Annotated in this window: 10 protein-coding genes; 5 read left to right on the plus strand and 5 right to left on the minus strand. The window is 67.0% G+C overall.

All coding sequences use genetic code 11. The features are described 5' to 3' along the window. Positions 1–435 precede the first annotated feature (435 nt). The 4 genes from U5805_RS03390 to U5805_RS03405 all read left to right on the plus strand — a co-directional run bounded on the left by U5805_RS03390 (position 436) and on the right by U5805_RS03405 (position 9,680). Positions 436–1,260: an IclR family transcriptional regulator gene (locus tag U5805_RS03390; protein WP_322102018.1), complete on the plus strand. Its 825-nt coding sequence runs from the start codon at positions 436–438 to the stop codon at positions 1,258–1,260. Positions 1,261–1,843: 583 nt separating this feature from the next. Further along, positions 1,844–3,217, plus strand: coding sequence for an MdtA/MuxA family multidrug efflux RND transporter periplasmic adaptor subunit (locus U5805_RS03395; RefSeq protein ID WP_322102019.1), 1,374 nt, complete (start codon positions 1,844–1,846; stop codon positions 3,215–3,217). A gap of 6 nt (positions 3,218–3,223) precedes the next feature. Further along, complete coding sequence (locus U5805_RS03400; RefSeq protein WP_322102020.1) at positions 3,224–6,364, plus strand: MdtB/MuxB family multidrug efflux RND transporter permease subunit; 3,141 nt, start codon at positions 3,224–3,226, stop codon at positions 6,362–6,364. A 4-nt stretch (positions 6,365–6,368) separates the two neighbouring features. Further along, on the plus strand, positions 6,369–9,680 hold the full coding sequence (locus U5805_RS03405; RefSeq protein ID WP_322102021.1) for an efflux RND transporter permease subunit: 3,312 nt from the start codon (positions 6,369–6,371) through the stop codon (positions 9,678–9,680). Between the two features lie 115 nt (positions 9,681–9,795). Here U5805_RS03405 and U5805_RS03410 read toward each other — a convergent pair whose 3' ends face one another. From U5805_RS03410 to U5805_RS03430, 5 genes are all read right to left on the minus strand, one after another. Continuing rightward, positions 9,796–10,053 (minus strand): hypothetical protein, encoded by a 258-nt coding sequence (locus tag U5805_RS03410; protein WP_322102022.1) that lies wholly within the window; start codon positions 10,051–10,053, stop codon positions 9,796–9,798. A 28-nt stretch (positions 10,054–10,081) separates the two neighbouring features. Next, positions 10,082–10,624 (minus strand): hypothetical protein, encoded by a 543-nt coding sequence (locus U5805_RS03415; RefSeq protein ID WP_322102023.1) that lies wholly within the window; start codon positions 10,622–10,624, stop codon positions 10,082–10,084. A gap of 198 nt (positions 10,625–10,822) precedes the next feature. After that, positions 10,823–11,287, minus strand: a complete 465-nt coding sequence (locus U5805_RS03420; RefSeq protein WP_322102024.1) for a hypothetical protein — start codon at positions 11,285–11,287, stop codon at positions 10,823–10,825. Positions 11,288–11,436: 149 nt separating this feature from the next. Then, positions 11,437–12,000 carry a peroxiredoxin gene (locus U5805_RS03425; protein ID WP_322102025.1) on the minus strand — a complete coding sequence of 188 codons (564 nt, stop codon included), beginning with the start codon at positions 11,998–12,000 and terminating at the stop codon, positions 11,437–11,439. 189 nt (positions 12,001–12,189) lie between these two features. Continuing rightward, positions 12,190–13,572 carry an EAL and HDOD domain-containing protein gene (locus U5805_RS03430; RefSeq protein ID WP_322102026.1) on the minus strand — a complete coding sequence of 461 codons (1,383 nt, stop codon included), beginning with the start codon at positions 13,570–13,572 and terminating at the stop codon, positions 12,190–12,192. Positions 13,573–13,947: 375 nt separating this feature from the next. Here U5805_RS03430 and U5805_RS03435 point away from each other — a divergent pair, with 375 nt between their 5' ends. Then, on the plus strand, positions 13,948–15,990 hold the full coding sequence (locus U5805_RS03435) for a putative bifunctional diguanylate cyclase/phosphodiesterase (RefSeq protein WP_322102027.1): 2,043 nt from the start codon (positions 13,948–13,950) through the stop codon (positions 15,988–15,990). Positions 15,991–16,005: the final 15 nt, after the last annotated feature.

Genomic DNA, 16,005 nt, shown 5'->3' on the forward strand with positions numbered 1-16,005 from the left:
AGGTAAAAAAAAGCGCCACGTTTTAGCGTGGCGCTTTGAAAAGTTCTAGCCATTCCGAGGGCCGTGCTAGAACCTGAGAGACGGTATTCGGTTACGCGCGGGTACCAGAATTATGCGATATGCATAGCAACGGTTGGATTAAAACCCCGCCAGGTTGCGATGTTTTCGCGACTTAAGCGAGGCCGCAGCGACTTGCCGAAATTCGGTTCCATTTTTTACCTGGATGCTGACTAAGTCAAGCAAAATCTCGCCAAATTACGCGAACGGTCAACGATTGCGCAGGCATGCAATCTTCAGCCGATACGCACCGTTGCGCATGGAATGTGGTACTGATCGGACGCATAAAAACTGCGCTTCGCCGCCTGCCTGTGCTTGATAACGGTGCAGACGGCCAAGACCTTAAATCTGAAATCCAGTTTCGGAAAAATCGTCCCCATGATTTCCGCCCCCGACCCGCGCAACCGCACTGAAGCGCACCGCGACAAAGACGGTGCAACCGACGAAGTCACCGCGCTCGCGCGCGGCCTGGCCGTGCTGCGCTGCATCGCCGCCGCGGACGCGCCGCTCAGCAACCGCGAACTCACCGAACTCACCGGCATTCCCAAGCCCACGCTCTCCCGCCTCACCGGCACGCTCGTCAGCACCGGCTTTCTCGCCCGGCTGCCCGACAGCGAGCGCTTCGTGCTCACGTCTTCCGTGCTCGAACTCTCGAACGGCTTCCTGCGCAACTCCGACATTCGCAGCCGCGCGCGCCCGTTTCTGGTTCGTCTGGCCGAACGTACCGCGCTTTCCGTTCACCTGACCGTGCGCGACCGCCTGGATATGGTCGTGATCGACGCGATCCGGCCGCGCACCGCCGTGCTCGTCACACGCCTCGAAGTCGGCTCGCGCATCGACATGGGCCGCACCGCCGTGGGCCGCGCCTATCTCGCCTCGCTCGACCCCGACGCCCGCGCCGAAGTCACCGCGGCGCTGCAAGCTTCGGCGGGCAACGACTGGGGCTTCGTCGGCAGCCGCCTCGACGCCGCCATCGCCGAAACCGCCGCCCAAGGCTACGGGCTCGCGGTCGGCGAATGGTACGAAGGACTCAACGCCATCGCCACCGCCTTTGCCGGACCCAACGGCGAACTCTATGCGATCAACTGCGGCGGCGCCTCGCAACAGTGCCCGCGCGAATGGCTCATCGCGCACGTCGCGCCGCTGCTGCGCGAATGCGTGGCGCGCATCGTCGAGGAAATCGGCGGCTCCGTGCGGCTTTGACCGGCACGCCCCGGCCCCGTCTCTTACAAAACACCGACATCACCTGTAACGGCCGTAACGTCCCGAAAGAAACGGTGCTGGACGGTTACGAAGGCGGCGACGTAGCATCATGCTTTTTGACGGCGCAGGCCGACCGGTGCGGGCTATCGCCCAGAGCCGCCGGACGACGCGTGAGCCGCGCCCCGCTTGCGCCTCGCTTGCGGCCCGCGCGAATTTCGCAAGGCGGCGGCGGGCCGGGTTCGCATCTTGCTTGCCGTTGCCGCCCGGCGCGGCGCCGGTTCGCAAGCGCGCGGGTGAGCAGGCCGGTGCGCGAGGATGGCGGCCCACGCACGCTGATAATGGGCCGGCAGCGCCACGCGCCGCTGATTCCCTGCGTTTGCGCAGTGCGCCCGCCGGCGCGCGGCGCGCCGGTTGTAAGACCGGCGGCGCGGCCCGAGCCGGCCCGTTGTCCGCCGCCGCTCGCCGGTGCGGCGTCGCCGCTGACATCAAGCCGGCGCGCGGCGCGTGTAGCATCGGCCGCGCCGTTCATATCACTAAAAGTCGCTTACCCGAGACTTTCGAGAACCCGTTACCGACCTGACCGATGGATCAACAAGAAAAGCGCCCGGATTCCTCCCGCCGAGACACGCCGTCTTCCGCTTCCCCCGTCGCACCCAAACGCGGCCGTAACGGCAAGCTGATCGCGTTCGGCGTCGTGCTGCTGATCGCGGCCATCGTGCTGTGGCGCTGGCAGCCCTGGAACAAGGCGCCGGCGGGCGGCAACGGCGCGCCGGCGGCAAGCGGCGGCCGGCATCGCGGCGGTCCCGGCGGCATGGCGAACCTGCCCCAGCCGGTGAGCGTGGCGACGGCCAGCGCGGGCGACATGCCCATCGTCATCACGGCGCTCGGCACCGTCACGCCGCTCGCCAACGTCACCGTGCGCACGCAGCTTTCGGGCGTGCTGCAAGCCGTCAACTTCACCGAAGGGCAGATGGTGAAAAAAGGCGACGTGCTCGCGCAGGTCGACCCGCGCCCCTACCAGATTTCGCTCGACAACGCCCAGGGCCAGCTCGCGCGCGACCAGGCGCTGCTCGCCACCGCGCGCCTCGACCTGAAGCGCTATCAAACACTGCTCGCGCAAGACTCCATCGCGAGCCAGCAGGTCGACACGCAGGCCTCGCTCGTCAAGCAGTACGAAGGCACCGTCAAGTCCGATCAGGCCAACATCGACACCTACAAGCTCGACCTCAATTACGCGCGCATCACGGCGCCGGTGTCGGGCCGCGTGGGCCTGCGCCAGGTCGATCCGGGCAACTACGTGACTTCCGGCGACACCAACGGCATTGTCGTGCTCACGCAGATCGACCCGATCAGCGTGATCTTCACGACCTCCGAGGACAATCTGCCCGCGATCCTCAAGCAGTTGCGCGCGGGCACGAAAATGTCGGTCACGGCTTACGACCGCAGCAACACCACGGTGCTCGAAAGCGGCTACCTGCAAACCGTCGACAACCAGATCGACACCACGACGGGCACGGTCAAGCTGCGCGCGAGCTTCCAGAACCCCAACCAACTGCTGTTCCCGAACCAGTTCGTGAACGCGCGCCTGCTCGTCGACACGATCCACAACGCCGTGATCGTGCCCACTTCGGCGGTGCTCAACGGCTCGCAAGGCGCCTATGTGTACGTCGTCAAACCCGACAACACCGTGACGGTGCGGCTCGTGAAACCCGGCCCCGTGGACGCCGAGCGCACCAGCATCGCCTCGGGCCTCGCCGTGGGCGAGCGCGTGGTGATCGACGGTTCGGACCGCCTCAAGGAAGGCGCGAAGATCACGATTCCGGCCGAGCGCGCGAAAGGCGCCAAAGGCGCGAGCGGCGCGCACGCCGGCTCGGGCGCCTGGGCCGCGGGCGCTTCGGCGGCCTCGGGCGCGCATCATGGCCGCCGCCGTCACGCTTCGCAGACGGAAGGCCAGTAAGCCAGCATGAATCCATCCCGCGCTTTTATCCTGCGGCCGGTCGGCACGGCGCTGCTCATGGCGGCGATCATGCTGGTCGGCCTCGTTTCGCTGCATTTCCTGCCGCTTTCGGCGCTGCCCGAAGTCGATTACCCGACCATTCAGGTGCAAACCTTCTATCCGGGCGCGAGCCCGGAAGTCATGACGTCGTCGGTTACGGCGCCGCTCGAGCGCCAGTTCGGGCAGATGCCGTCGCTCAACCAGATGTCGTCGCAAAGCTCCGCGGGCGCTTCGGTCATCACGTTGCAGTTCAGCCTCGACCTGCCGCTCGACATCGCCGAACAGGAAGTGCAGGCCGCCATCAACGCGGCGGGCAACCTGCTGCCCTCCGACTTGCCCGCGCCGCCGATCTACGCCAAGGTCAACCCCGCCGACGCGCCGATCCTCACGCTCGCCATCACCTCGAAAACGCTGCCGCTCACGCAGATCCAGGATCTCGCCGACACGCGTCTCGCGCAGAAGATTTCGCAGGTCGCGGGCGTGGGTCTCGTGAGTCTTTCGGGCGGCCAGCGCCCTGCCGTGCGCATTCAGGCGAATCCGCGCGCGCTCGCGGCCTACGGCCTCAATCTCGACGACCTGCGCACGAGCATCTCGAACCTCAACGTCAACACGCCGAAGGGCAACTTCGACGGCCCCACGCGCGCCTACACGATCAACGCGAACGACCAGCTCACCGACGCCAGCGCGTACCAGAGCGCCGTGATCGCCTATCGCAACGGCCGCCCCGTCATGCTCACCGACGTGGCCAATATCGTGCAGGGCGCGGAAAACACCAAACTCGGCGCGTGGGTGGACGGCACGCCCGCGATCATCGTGAACGTGCAGCGCCAGCCCGGCGCGAACGTGATCCAGGTGGTCAACAGCATCAAGGCGCTGCTGCCGCAGTTGCAGGAATCGCTGCCCTCCGCGCTCGACGTGCGGATCGTCACCGACCGCACCACCACGATCCGCGCCTCGGTGCGCGACGTGCAGTTCGAACTGCTGATGTCGGTCGTGCTGGTCGTGCTCGTGATGTACCTGTTCCTCGCCAATATCTACGCGACCATCATTCCGAGCCTTTCGGTGCCGCTTTCGCTGATCGGCACGCTCGCGGTCATGTATCTGTGCGGCTTCTCGCTCGACAATCTTTCGCTGATGGCGCTCACCATCGCGACCGGCTTCGTGGTGGACGACGCCATCGTCATGATCGAGAACATCGCGCGCTTCGTGGAGGAAGGCGACACGCCGCTCGAAGCCGCGTTGAAGGGCTCGAAGCAGATCGGCTTCACGATCATCTCGCTCACGGTGTCGCTCATCGCGGTGCTGATTCCGCTGCTTTTCATGGGAGACGTGGTCGGGCGCCTGTTCCACGAGTTCGCCATCACGCTCGCGGTCACCATCGTCATTTCGGCGATCGTTTCGCTCACGCTCGTGCCGATGATGTGCGCGAAGATGCTGCGCCACACGCCGCCCACCGAAACGCGCCGCTTCGAGGCGCGCGTACACGCGTTCTTCGACTACGTGATCGGGCGCTACGGCGTTGCGCTCGAATGGGTGCTCGCGCGCCAGCGCCTCACGATGCTGGTGTTTCTCGTCACGCTCGTGCTCACCGGCATTCTCTACGTGGTCGTGCCCAAGGGCTTCTTCCCGGTGCAGGACACGGGCGTGATCCAGGCGATCACGCAAATGCCGCAGTCGGTCTCGTATCAGTCGATGGCGGAAAGGCAACAGGCGCTCGCGGCGGAAATTCTCAAGAACGGCGACGTCGACAGCCTGACCTCGTTCATCGGCGTGGACGGCAGCAACATCACGCTCAACAGCGGGCGAATGCTCATCAACCTGAAACCGCGCGACGACCGCAGCGAAACGGCGAGCGAGATCATCCGCGACCTGCAACGCAGCACCTCGCACATTCCGGGCGCGACGCTCTACATGCAGCCCGTGCAGGATCTGACGATCGACTCGACGGTGAGCCCCACGCAGTACCAGTTCATGCTCACCACGCCCAACATCCAGGACTTCACGACCTGGGTGCCGAAGCTCGTGGCGCGGCTCCAGCAACTGCCCGAACTCGCCGACGTGGCCACGGATCTCCAGGATCAGGGGCAGTCGGTGTACGTGGAAATCGACCGCGCGAGCGCCTCGCGCTACGGCATCACGCCCGCCACCGTCGACAACGCGCTGTACGACGCGTTCGGCCAGCGCATCATTTCCACGATCTTCACGCAGTCGAACCAGTACCGCGTGATCCTGGAAGCCGACCCCGTTCTCCAGCACTACACCGACGCGCTGAATTCGATCTATCTGCCCTCGTCCACCTCGACCAGCGGCCAGGTGCCGCTGTCGGCCATCGCGAAGTTCCACGAACGCCCCGCGCCGCTGCTCGTCACGCATCTTTCGCAATTCCCGGCCACGACCGTTTCGTTCAACCTCGCGCCCGGCGCGTCGCTCGGCGCGGCCGTGAAGGCAATTCAGCAGGCGGAAAAGGACGTCGGCCTGCCGGGCTCGTTCCAGACGCGCTTCCAGGGCGCGGCGCTCGCGTTCCAGGCGTCGCTTTCGAACGAGCTGTTCCTGATCCTCGCGGCCATCGTCACGATGTACATCGTGCTCGGCGTGCTCTACGAGAGCTTCGTGCATCCGATCACGATTCTCTCCACGCTGCCTTCGGCCGGCATCGGCGCGCTGCTCGCGCTCATGCTCACGGGCCACGATCTCGACATCATCGGCATCATCGGCATCGTGCTGTTGATCGGCATCGTGAAGAAGAACGCGATCATGATGATCGACTTCGCGCTGGACGCCGAGCGCAACGAAGGCAAGCCGCCGCGCGAGGCGATCTATCAGGCGAGCCTGCTGCGCTTTCGGCCGATCATGATGACGACGATGGCGGCGCTGCTCGGCGCCCTGCCGCTCATTCTCGGCAGCGGCGCGGGCAGCGAGCTGCGCCGGCCGCTCGGCATCGCCATCGCGGGCGGCCTGATCGTGAGCCAGGCGCTCACGCTCTTCACCACGCCCGTGATCTATCTCGCGTTCGACGCGCTCGCGCAGCGCCTGCGCAGGCGCTTCGGCTCGCGCGGCACGCCGGGTTCGCCTTCCGCGCCCGCGCCCACCTCAGGCCCGGAGCACTGACGCGATGAATCTCTCGCGCCCGTTCATCTCGCGCCCCGTCGCGACCACGCTGCTTTCGCTCGGCATCGCGCTCGCCGGTCTCTTCGCCTTCACGAAGCTGCCGGTGGCGCCGTTGCCGCAGGTGGATTTCCCGACCATTTCGGTGCAGGCCACGCTGCCGGGCGCGAGCCCGGAAACCGTGGCGACCAGCGTGGCGAGCCCGCTGGAGCGCCACCTGGGCTCGATCGCCGACGTCACCGAAATGACGTCGCAAAGCTCGGTGGGCAGCACGCGCATCACCTTGCAGTTCGGCCTGAACCGCGACATCGACGGCGCCGCGCGCGACGTCCAGGCCGCCATCAACGCCGCGCGCGCCGACCTGCCCACGAGCCTGCGCTCGAACCCGACCTACCACAAGGTCAACCCCGCCGACGCGCCCATTCTGATTCTCGCGCTCACCTCGCCCACGCTCACGGCGGGCCAGCTCTACGATTCGGCGGCCACCGTGCTGCAACAGTCGCTCTCGCAGGTGGACGGCGTCGGCGAAGTGGACGTCAACGGCTCGGCCAACCCCGCCGTGCGCATCGAACTGGAGCCGCACGCGCTGTTCCATTACGGCATCGGCCTGGAGGACGTGCGCGCGGCGCTCGCCTCGGCCAACGCAAACAGCCCCAAGGGCGACATCTCGTTCGGCACGCAGCGCTACCAGCTCTACACCAACGACCAGGCGAGCAAGGCCGCGCAGTACAAGGACCTCGTGGTCGCGTACCGCAACAGCGCGGGCGTGAAGCTGTCCGACCTCGGCGAAGTGGTCGATTCGGTCGAGGACCTGCGCAACATCGGCCTCACCAACGGCAAGCGCTCGGTGCTCGTGATCCTCTACCGCCAGCCCGGCGCGAACATCATCGAAACGGTCGACCGCGTGATCGCGATGCTGCCGCAACTGAAGGCGTCGCTGCCCGCCAACGTCGAGATCATTCCCACCTCCGACCGCTCGGTCACGATCCGCGCCTCGCTCAAGGACACCGAGCGCACGCTGATGATCGCGGTGGCGCTCGTCGTCATGGTCGTGTTCCTGTTCCTGCGCAACTGGCGCGCGACGCTCATTCCCACGGTCGCCGTGCCCATCTCCATCATCGGCACCTTCGCGGCCATGTATCTGATGGGCTTCTCGCTCGACAATCTTTCGCTGATGGCGCTCACCATCGCGACCGGCTTCGTGGTGGACGACGCCATCGTCGTGCTCGAAAACATCTCGCGCCATATCGAAAACGGCATGTCGCGCATGCAGGCGTCGCTGCTCGGCGCGCGCGAAGTGGGCTTCACGGTGCTCTCGATCAGCGTTTCGCTCGTGGCCGTGTTCCTGCCCATTCTGCTGATGGGCGGCATCGTCGGGCGGCTCTTTCGCGAGTTCGCGCTCACGCTCTCGCTCGCCATCGCCGTCTCGCTCGTGGTCTCGCTCACGCTCACGCCGATGATGTGCTCGCGCCTGCTCGAGCAAGCGCACGAGAAGAAGCAGGAAGGCCGCTTCGCGCAGTGGCTCGAACGCGGCTTCATGCGCATGCAGAACGGCTACGAACGCACGCTCGGCTGGGCGCTCGCGCGCCCGCTGCTGATCCTGCTGATCCTCATCGCCACCATCGGCCTGAACGTCGTGCTCTACGTGATCGTGCCCAAGGGCTTTTTTCCGCAGCAGGACACGGGGCGGCTCATCGGCGGCATTCAGGCGGACCAGTCCACCTCGTTCCAGGCGATGAAGGTGAAGTTCTCGGAGATGATGCGCATCGTCCAGGCGAACCCGGCCGTGGATTCGGTGGCGGGCTTTTCGGGCGGCCGCGCGACCAACTCGGGCTTCATGTTCGTCTCGCTCAAGCCCAAGGGCGAGCGCAAGCTTTCCGCCGATCAGGTGATCGCGCAACTGCGCGGGCCGCTGTCGAACGTCGCGGGCGCGCGCACTTTCCTGCAAGCGGTGCAGGACATTCGCGTGGGCGGCCGGCAGTCGAACGCGCAATACCAGTTCACGCTGCTCGCCGACAACACCGCCGATCTCTACAAGTGGGCGCCCAAACTCACCGAGGCGCTCCAGGCGCGCCCCGAGCTCGCCGACGTGAACTCCGACCAGCAGCAAGGCGGTCTGGAGTCGATGATCACCATCGACCGCGCCACCGCCGCGCGCCTTTCCATCACGCCCTCGCAGATCGACAACACGCTTTACGACGCATTCGGCCAGCGCCAGGTCTCGACGATCTACAACCCGCTGAACCAGTATCACGTGGTCATGGAAGTCGCGCCGAAGTATTGGCAAAGCCCCGACATGCTCAAGCAGATCTGGGTCAGCACCTCGGGCGGCACGGCGAGCGGCGCGCAAAGCACCAACGCCACGGCGGGCACGGTCACGAGCGCCGCCACCGGCACGGCCAGCGCCGCCACGGGCGGCACCGCGGCCACCACGGCGTCGAGCGCGGCCACGCTGGCCGCCGACTCCGCGCGCAACCTCGCGAACAACGCGATCGCGGCAAGCGGCAAGTCGAGCGCGTCGTCGGGCGCGGCGGTGTCCACCTCGAAGGAAACCATGGTGCCGCTGTCCGCCATCGCGTCGTTCGGTCCGGGCACCACGCCGCTTTCGGTGAACCACCAGAGCCAGTTCGTCGCCTCGACGATCTCGTTCAACCTGCCGCCCGGCAAGTCGCTCTCCGACGCCACGGCCGCCATCTACGAAACGATGGGCGAGATCGGCATGCCGGCCACCATCCACGGCAGCTTCCAGGGCACGGCACAGGCGTTCCAGCAATCGCTCGACAACCAGCCGATCCTGATTCTCGCGGCGCTCGCAGCGGTGTACATCGTGCTCGGCATTCTGTACGAGAGCTACATCCACCCGCTCACGATTCTCTCGACGCTGCCTTCGGCCGGCGTGGGCGCGCTGCTCGCGCTGCTGCTGTTCAAGACCGAGTTCAGCATCATCGCGCTGATCGGCGTGATCCTGCTGATCGGCATCGTGAAGAAGAACGCGATCATGATGGTGGACTTCGCGATCCAGGCTTCGCGCGAGGGGCTCAGTTCGCGTGACGCGATCTATCAGGCGTGCCTGCTGCGTTTCCGGCCGATCATGATGACGACCTGCGCGGCGCTGCTGGGCGCGCTGCCGCTCGCGTTCGGGCGCGGCGAAGGCGCGGAGCTGCGCGCGCCGCTCGGCATTTCGATCGTGGGCGGGCTGATCGTGAGCCAGATGCTCACGCTTTATACGACACCGGTCGTGTATCTCTACATGGACCGCCTGCGCGTGTGGTGGGACGCGAAGCGCGGGCGCGCCGCGCCGGCTCCGGCGGCGGAATAGGTTTCGCGTCAGGGCAAACGAAAACGGCTGAGGCGCCCACGCGCTCAGCCGTTTTTTTCATGCGCGCGCGGGCCGCTCATGGCGCGCTCCCATGAGCGGCCCGCGCGCCGGAATCTCACGCGCGCCGAAGCGGCGCTTCGCGCAAATGCGCCGGCAGGCAGCGCACCATCAGATGCATGACCAGCGGCACGATGATGCCGTCGTCGACGATCCCGGCCAGCGGCATCGCGATATTGAACGGATCGAGCGCATAGAGCGCGACCAGCGCCGTGGCGGGCACGAGCCACACCGGTCGTTCGGGCGCGCGCAGCGCGCGCCAGAGCACGCGCGCGTCGCCCTTCACGATGTTCCACAGCAATGCGATTCGCTTCATGTCGATGCTCCCTGGGCGTTCACGCCCCTCAGTGCTGCTCGTGCCCCGGCGCGTCGGAGCGCGAGGTGCGGATCACGAGCCCTTCCGGCGAAAAATGGGCGTTGAACATGCCGTCGCCCGCCACGCCGCCCTCGGCCCAATGCCAGCTCCAGACTTCCTCGTGGCTCAGCGCATAACGCGCCACCGTGGCGGGCTTGCCGAGCAGGCGCCGCACGTCGTCCTGCGCCATGCCGGGCACCACCTGCGCGATATTCTGCGCCGTGAGCGCCTGCGTCATGGCGACAAGCTTGCCGTCGGCGTCGAAGTCGAGCATCCACGTGGTGAGGCCGTTCGGGCCGCGCGGATATTCGAGACGCTGCGCGCCGTCGTCGTCCTCCCAGACCATCTCGGGCTTGCCCGCCTGACGGCGCACGTCCTCGACGGTCGACTCGCCCACTTTCAGGCCGCCGAAGGCCATCGAATCGGGCTTGATGGCGTTCACGGCATCGGCAACCTTCTGCTGGTCGCAGGCGCCGAGCAGCGCGGCGCTCGCGGCGGCGAGCACGAGCGCGAGACAAAAATTTCGTGACATGGATAGGCGGGGCATAAAACGATAAATGGATGCGGCCATCGCAAAAACAAGCACTTAGCCGCAGATCGAGCCGCGAGTATGCCACCGTCCCAACGCGATTCCGGCGCCCGGTTCCGGCCCCGAAACGCAATTACGCGCCGGGTCCGCGCAAAGCTTGTGCGCGCGCAAGCACGGCGCGTGGCCGTCGCGCCGCGACTGTCACAAACGTTGAGCGACGGCGAGCGAGAAGATGCGCGCCCAGCGTTTCGCTTCGCGCTCGTTCGGCATCGGCAGACGCCATTGCGGGTGCTTCGCATCGGCCACGCTCAACGCGACGTGCCAGCCGCCCGCGCTGTCGGCCCGCGCGCCGCGCAAATCCGCGAAGATGTAGGCGCCGTGCGCGCCGTTCACGGTCATGTCGACGAGCCGCTTGCCCGCCGCGAGCCGCGCCTCGCCCCATTCGCCCGCGACGCGATGAGTCCAGTCGCCTTGGCCGCCGAGGTTCGGCGCCACCTCGCGGCGGCGCCGCCACCACCACGCCGCGAGCGCGACGAGAAGCGCGATTGCCGCGACGGCCGCGCCCAGGGCCACGGCCGTGCCGAACCACGCGGCGATGGCGTCGAACGCCCGGATCGCGCCATACACGAGCGCGGCGAAAGCAAGGAGAAGAACGAGAATCGGCATGCGGGACGGTGGCGCTTGTCGAGCCTTCAGCGGCGGGAGCGAAAAGAACGAAGCCCGCGCGCAGCGGGTGTCACGGCCGGGCGGCCGGGCGTCCGGCGAGCGCGCAAGCCGCCGGGAAAATCCGGCGGCGCGAATTCGCCGGCGCCGATTTACTGCTGCGGATGCTGCGCGGCCCATTCCTTCACGGCGCGCAAGGTGTTCTGCACATGCTGATCCGGCGAGAGGCTCGTGTATTCATAAATGACCTTGCCGTCCGGCGCGATCACGTAGGAAACGCGATTGGCCATCGACGCGTGCATCGGCATGGAGGCGTCGTACGACTGGATGATCTTCGAATCTTCGTCGGCGGCCACCGGGAATTTGCTGCGGCATTCGCTCACGGAAAACTTCGCGAGCGTGTCGATGTTGTCGTGCGACACGCCGATCACGGTGGCGCCGTACTTCTTGTATTCGTCGACGGCATCGGCGAATTCGTGCGCCTCGATCGTGCAGCCCTGCGTGAACGCGGCCGGATAGAAGTAGACCACCACCGGGCCCTTCTTGAGCTGCGAAGCGAGCGAGTACGTATAGGTCTTGCCGCCCAGCGACGCTTGGGTCGTGAAGTCCGGGGCCGGGTCGCCCGGCTTGAGCGTCGCCTGCGCACTCAGGGTGAAGGCCGCGAACGCGATGCCCACGGCCGCCGCGGCGCCCGCCGCAAAGAACCTCGGTTTCATTTCGGATGTCCTCGGGTTGGATCGCCGGACCCGCGCGCCTCGTGGCGGGCCGCCCGACCATGCGCTATTGAATCACACATCGGCGATCCGCATCGGCGGCGCCCCGGCATCGGCGCACCGTCCCGCCGGCGCCCGACTCAGACGTCCGACTCAGACGCCCGACCCAGGCACCCCACTCAAGCGCCGCTTTCAGCCTTCCGCATAGGCCGTGAACCACGCGCCGGCCCACAGGTTCAACTCGGCGAGCACCATGGGCGTGAGTCCGTCGAAAATGCCGCCCGCCTCGTGCGCGAGCTGTTGCGCGCCGTCGTGGTCGCCGCGCTCGGCCGCCATCGCGATGCGCAGCAGCGTGCCCAGTTCGCCGCGATTGCCGTCGACCGCCGCGCTGATCTCGCGCGCGAGGCCGAGGCCGTCGAGCGTATGCGCGGGCGTCGAGCCGACCAACACGTGTACGAGCGAGAAGATGCCGGTCATGAACGCGGCATCGGCGAAATCGGGGTTATGCGGATTGAGGCTGCGCGCCGCGAGTTCCATGAAGTGCGAGCGCGTGCCCGCGAGCTGCACGAGCGGGTCCGAGCCCCACGGCAGGTCGCGGCCGCTCGCGTAGAGCAGCAGTTGCGCCCAGCGCGCGATCTGGCGCGTGCCCGCCGCGAGCACCGCCTCGCGCAGCGACGAAATGGGCCGCCCCGGCGCGTAGGCGCTCGAATTGACGAGGCGCAGCAACTGCACGACGACGCCGGGGTGACTGCGCAGTTCGCGTTCGAGTTCGGCCGTGCCCACGTCGTGAGCGACGAGCGCGAGCAGCCGCACGAGCGCGAGACGCGAAGCGCGCACGCGCGGCGCGCGCAGCACCTGCGGCCGCGCGAAGAAATAGCCCTGGAACAGTTCGAAGCCGAGCGACGACGCCAGCTCGAAGTCCTCGCTGGTTTCCACTTTTTCGGCGATCAGCGTCTTGCCGTGCGCGGCCAGCGCCCGAACCAGCTCGGGCAGCGCGGCGCGCGGCGTCTGCATCAAATCGACCTTGACGATGTCGGCGCAAGGCAGCGCGCGCAGCAGGTTCTCGTCGAGCGCGCTCACGTCGTCGAACGCGATGCGGTAGCCCGCGCGGCGCAGTTGCGCGAGGCGCTCGAGCACGGCCGCGTCGAACTTCACGTGCTCGAGCACTTCAAGCACGAAGCGGCTGGGCGGCAGCAGATGCACGATGTCGTCGAACAGCAGCTCGCGGCTGATGTTCACATAACCGTAGTGGCGCCCGAGCACGGCCGGCACGCCCAACTGGCCGATCGTGCGCGTCATCACCTGGGCCGTGGCGAGCTTGTCGTCGTCGATGTCGGCGCGGTTGTGGGCGCCGCCGCGAAACAGCAGTTCGTAGGCGTTGAGCGCGCCGTGGCGATCGATGATGGGCTGGCGGCCGAGATAGACGAACGGTTGCGCGGCCTGCGGCTGCGCGGCGGCGTCGGGCGCGCCTTCGGCGGGCCGCGAAGACGCGACGGACTGAGGCCCGGACGAGGGCGTGGACGGTGAGCCGGGCGGCGCTCCGGCGGGCGACCCGGGCTGTGATGCTGACGGCATAAAAGGCGCGAGGTTAGGGACGCCCGGACCGTCTCGCGTGCGGCGCCGGCGTAAAGGCGCAAGCGGCGACACGGACCTGGCGGGTGAACTTCGTACGGATCGGCTGGCCGGCGACGCGCGGAAAAACGGCGTCTCGACCGGCGCAACTTTAACCGAATCTGCTCGCCGCCGCACCGCTTGTCCGGCCGCGTTTTGCGCCGGTGCTGTTTTTTCGCCACCGCACTAAAGATTTCCCTCCAGAGGTCGATAACCTGCTCTGATGGGCGTCCATAGCCGGAGATAAAACGCCGGCCGCCGAGCCTGCCCGAGGGTCACGGGCGGCGCGGCGCAGGCAGGACACACGCGAAGACAAACGAAGGGTTGCCAGCGACACACATGGAAGCAAACAGGATCACCGCGCCCCGCCAAGGCTGGTTGCGCACGGTCATCGGCCGGCTACGCGCGCTCGCCCAGCCCCAAGGCGAACCCGGCGACCCGGCCATGTCCGCGCCCGCACCGGCCTCGCCCGGCCCGGCGATTGCCCTTGCGCAACCCGCGACGGCGCACGCAGCGATGCCTCCGGCGACCACGCATTCGGCAACTACGCATCCGGCATCCACCCGTTGTGCCGCGACGCACGCCGCGACGCCCGAACCCGCCGCCGCGTCATATGCCGACGCCGTCTCGCTCTCGTTCGAAAGCACCGCCTCCGCCGTCGACTTCCTCGTTCACGTCGACAGCCATCTGCGCTTTCTTTACGTTTCCGACGCCAGCCTGCGCTTTGCCGGCTATCACCGCGAATTCCTGCTCGGCGCGACGCTCGGCGACATCGTCGCGCCCGAGCATCATGCGCGTCTCGAAGCGCTGTTCGCGCGCGCCGAACTCTCGGGCGCGACCGAAAAAGGCACTGTCGATCTCGTCAAGGCGCTCACCTACCCGCTCGCCGTCGAACTGCGCGTGCAGCGCACGCGGTATGGCGAGACCGAAGGCTTCGCCGTGGCCGGCTTCGACGTCTCCGCCTGGCAAGGCACCGAAGCGCGGCTCACGCATGCGCTTCACCACGATCCGCTCACGGGCCTGCCGAACCAGACCGCGCTCGCGCCGGCGCTCGAACGCGCGCAGGCCGACGCCGACCGCTTCGGCGTGCCGGCCGCGCTGCTGCTGCTCGATCTCGACGACTATCAGCGCGTGAACCGCGCGCTCGGCTACGACGCCGGCGACGAACTGCTGCGCGAGACCGCGCGCCGCCTCACGCACCTCGCGTTGCAGGGCGAAATGATCGCGCGCACCGGCAGCGACGAATTCGCGATTCTCATCACGCCGCAACTGCATTCGCCGCCCGGCGAAGTGCGCACGGCCGCCGAAGCGCTCGGCCGCCGCCTGCTCACGTCCATCCTGCAACCGTATTCGTTTCGCAACCAGCCGGTGCATCTTTCGGCGAGCATCGGCATCGCGTTCCACCCGGACCAGCGTTCCGCCGCGCAGGCCGAGAGCGCCGAAGCCAACGGCGAGAAAAGCGAGAATGGCGCGCTCGCGACCGACATCGCGCCGCTGATCCGCCGCGCCGACCAGGCATTGCAACAGGCGAAGGCGACGGGCGGCAACACGCTCACGCTGCACGTCCCCGACGACGACCCGACCGACGCCCTGCGCCTGAAGCTCGAATCGGACCTGTACGACGGCGTGCGCAACGGCGAGTTCTCGCTGCACTTCCAGCCCATCACGAGCAGCGCCACGGGCGGCGTGGTGGGCGTGGAAGCGCTGATCCGCTGGCAACATCCACTGCACGGCCTCGTGCCGCCGTCGACATTTATTCCGCTTGCGGAATCGGTGGGCCTGATTAATTATCTCGGCAACTGGGTTTTGAAGGCCGCTTGCATGCAGTTGACGCAATGGGACGAGCAAGGCATCGTGCTCCAGTACATCGCGGTCAACGTGTCGCCGCAGCAATTCCGCAATCCGCGTTTTCGCGAAAGCGTCGAAGAAGCCATCGAGCTCACGGGCATCGCGCCGAACCGGCTCGTGTTCGAAATCACCGAAAGCCTGCTGATGCACGATCCGCAACACGCGACGACCTTGCTCGAGGAGCTGACGTCGATCGGCATCCGCTTTGCCGTGGACGACTTCGGCACGGGCTATTCGAGTCTCGCGTATTTGCAGCGCTTCCCGCTCTCCAAGCTCAAGATCGACCGCAGTTTCGTCGAGAACCTGATCACGTCGCGCAACGATCAGGCGATCGTCAACGCGGTCGTGGGCCTCGCGCGCACGCTCGAGCTGGAACTCGTGGCCGAAGGCGTGGAAACGGAGGCGCAGCGCGAACTGCTCACGAAGATGGGCTGCGACCACATTCAAGGCTGGCTCGTCTGCAAGGCGCTGCCGTCCGAAGAACTGCAAAAGCGTTTCGTCTCGCGCGCGTTGCACTTGCACGAGGTACACTGATGCCCGGCACAGCTA

The organism is Paraburkholderia sp. J41 (assembly GCF_905220235.1).
Classification (GTDB): Bacteria; Pseudomonadota; Gammaproteobacteria; order Burkholderiales; family Burkholderiaceae; genus Paraburkholderia.

Excerpts from the sequence above, each read along its gene's own strand:
- U5805_RS03410 (WP_322102022.1), bottom strand. The coding sequence starts at position 10,053 with ATGAAGCGAATCGCATTGCTGTGGAACATCGTGAAGGGCGACGCGCGC.
- U5805_RS03400 (WP_322102020.1), top strand. The coding sequence starts at position 3,224 with ATGAATCCATCCCGCGCTTTTATCCTGCGGCCGGTCGGCACGGCGCTG.
- U5805_RS03420 (WP_322102024.1), bottom strand. The coding sequence starts at position 11,287 with ATGCCGATTCTCGTTCTTCTCCTTGCTTTCGCCGCGCTCGTGTATGGC.
- U5805_RS03390 (WP_322102018.1), top strand. The coding sequence starts at position 436 with ATGATTTCCGCCCCCGACCCGCGCAACCGCACTGAAGCGCACCGCGAC.
- U5805_RS03430 (WP_322102026.1), bottom strand. The coding sequence starts at position 13,572 with ATGCCGTCAGCATCACAGCCCGGGTCGCCCGCCGGAGCGCCGCCCGGC.
- U5805_RS03425 (WP_322102025.1), bottom strand. The coding sequence starts at position 12,000 with ATGAAACCGAGGTTCTTTGCGGCGGGCGCCGCGGCGGCCGTGGGCATC.
- U5805_RS03415 (WP_322102023.1), bottom strand. The coding sequence starts at position 10,624 with ATGTCACGAAATTTTTGTCTCGCGCTCGTGCTCGCCGCCGCGAGCGCC.
- U5805_RS03395 (WP_322102019.1), top strand. The coding sequence starts at position 1,844 with ATGGATCAACAAGAAAAGCGCCCGGATTCCTCCCGCCGAGACACGCCG.
- U5805_RS03435 (WP_322102027.1), top strand. The coding sequence starts at position 13,948 with ATGGAAGCAAACAGGATCACCGCGCCCCGCCAAGGCTGGTTGCGCACG.
- U5805_RS03405 (WP_322102021.1), top strand. The coding sequence starts at position 6,369 with ATGAATCTCTCGCGCCCGTTCATCTCGCGCCCCGTCGCGACCACGCTG.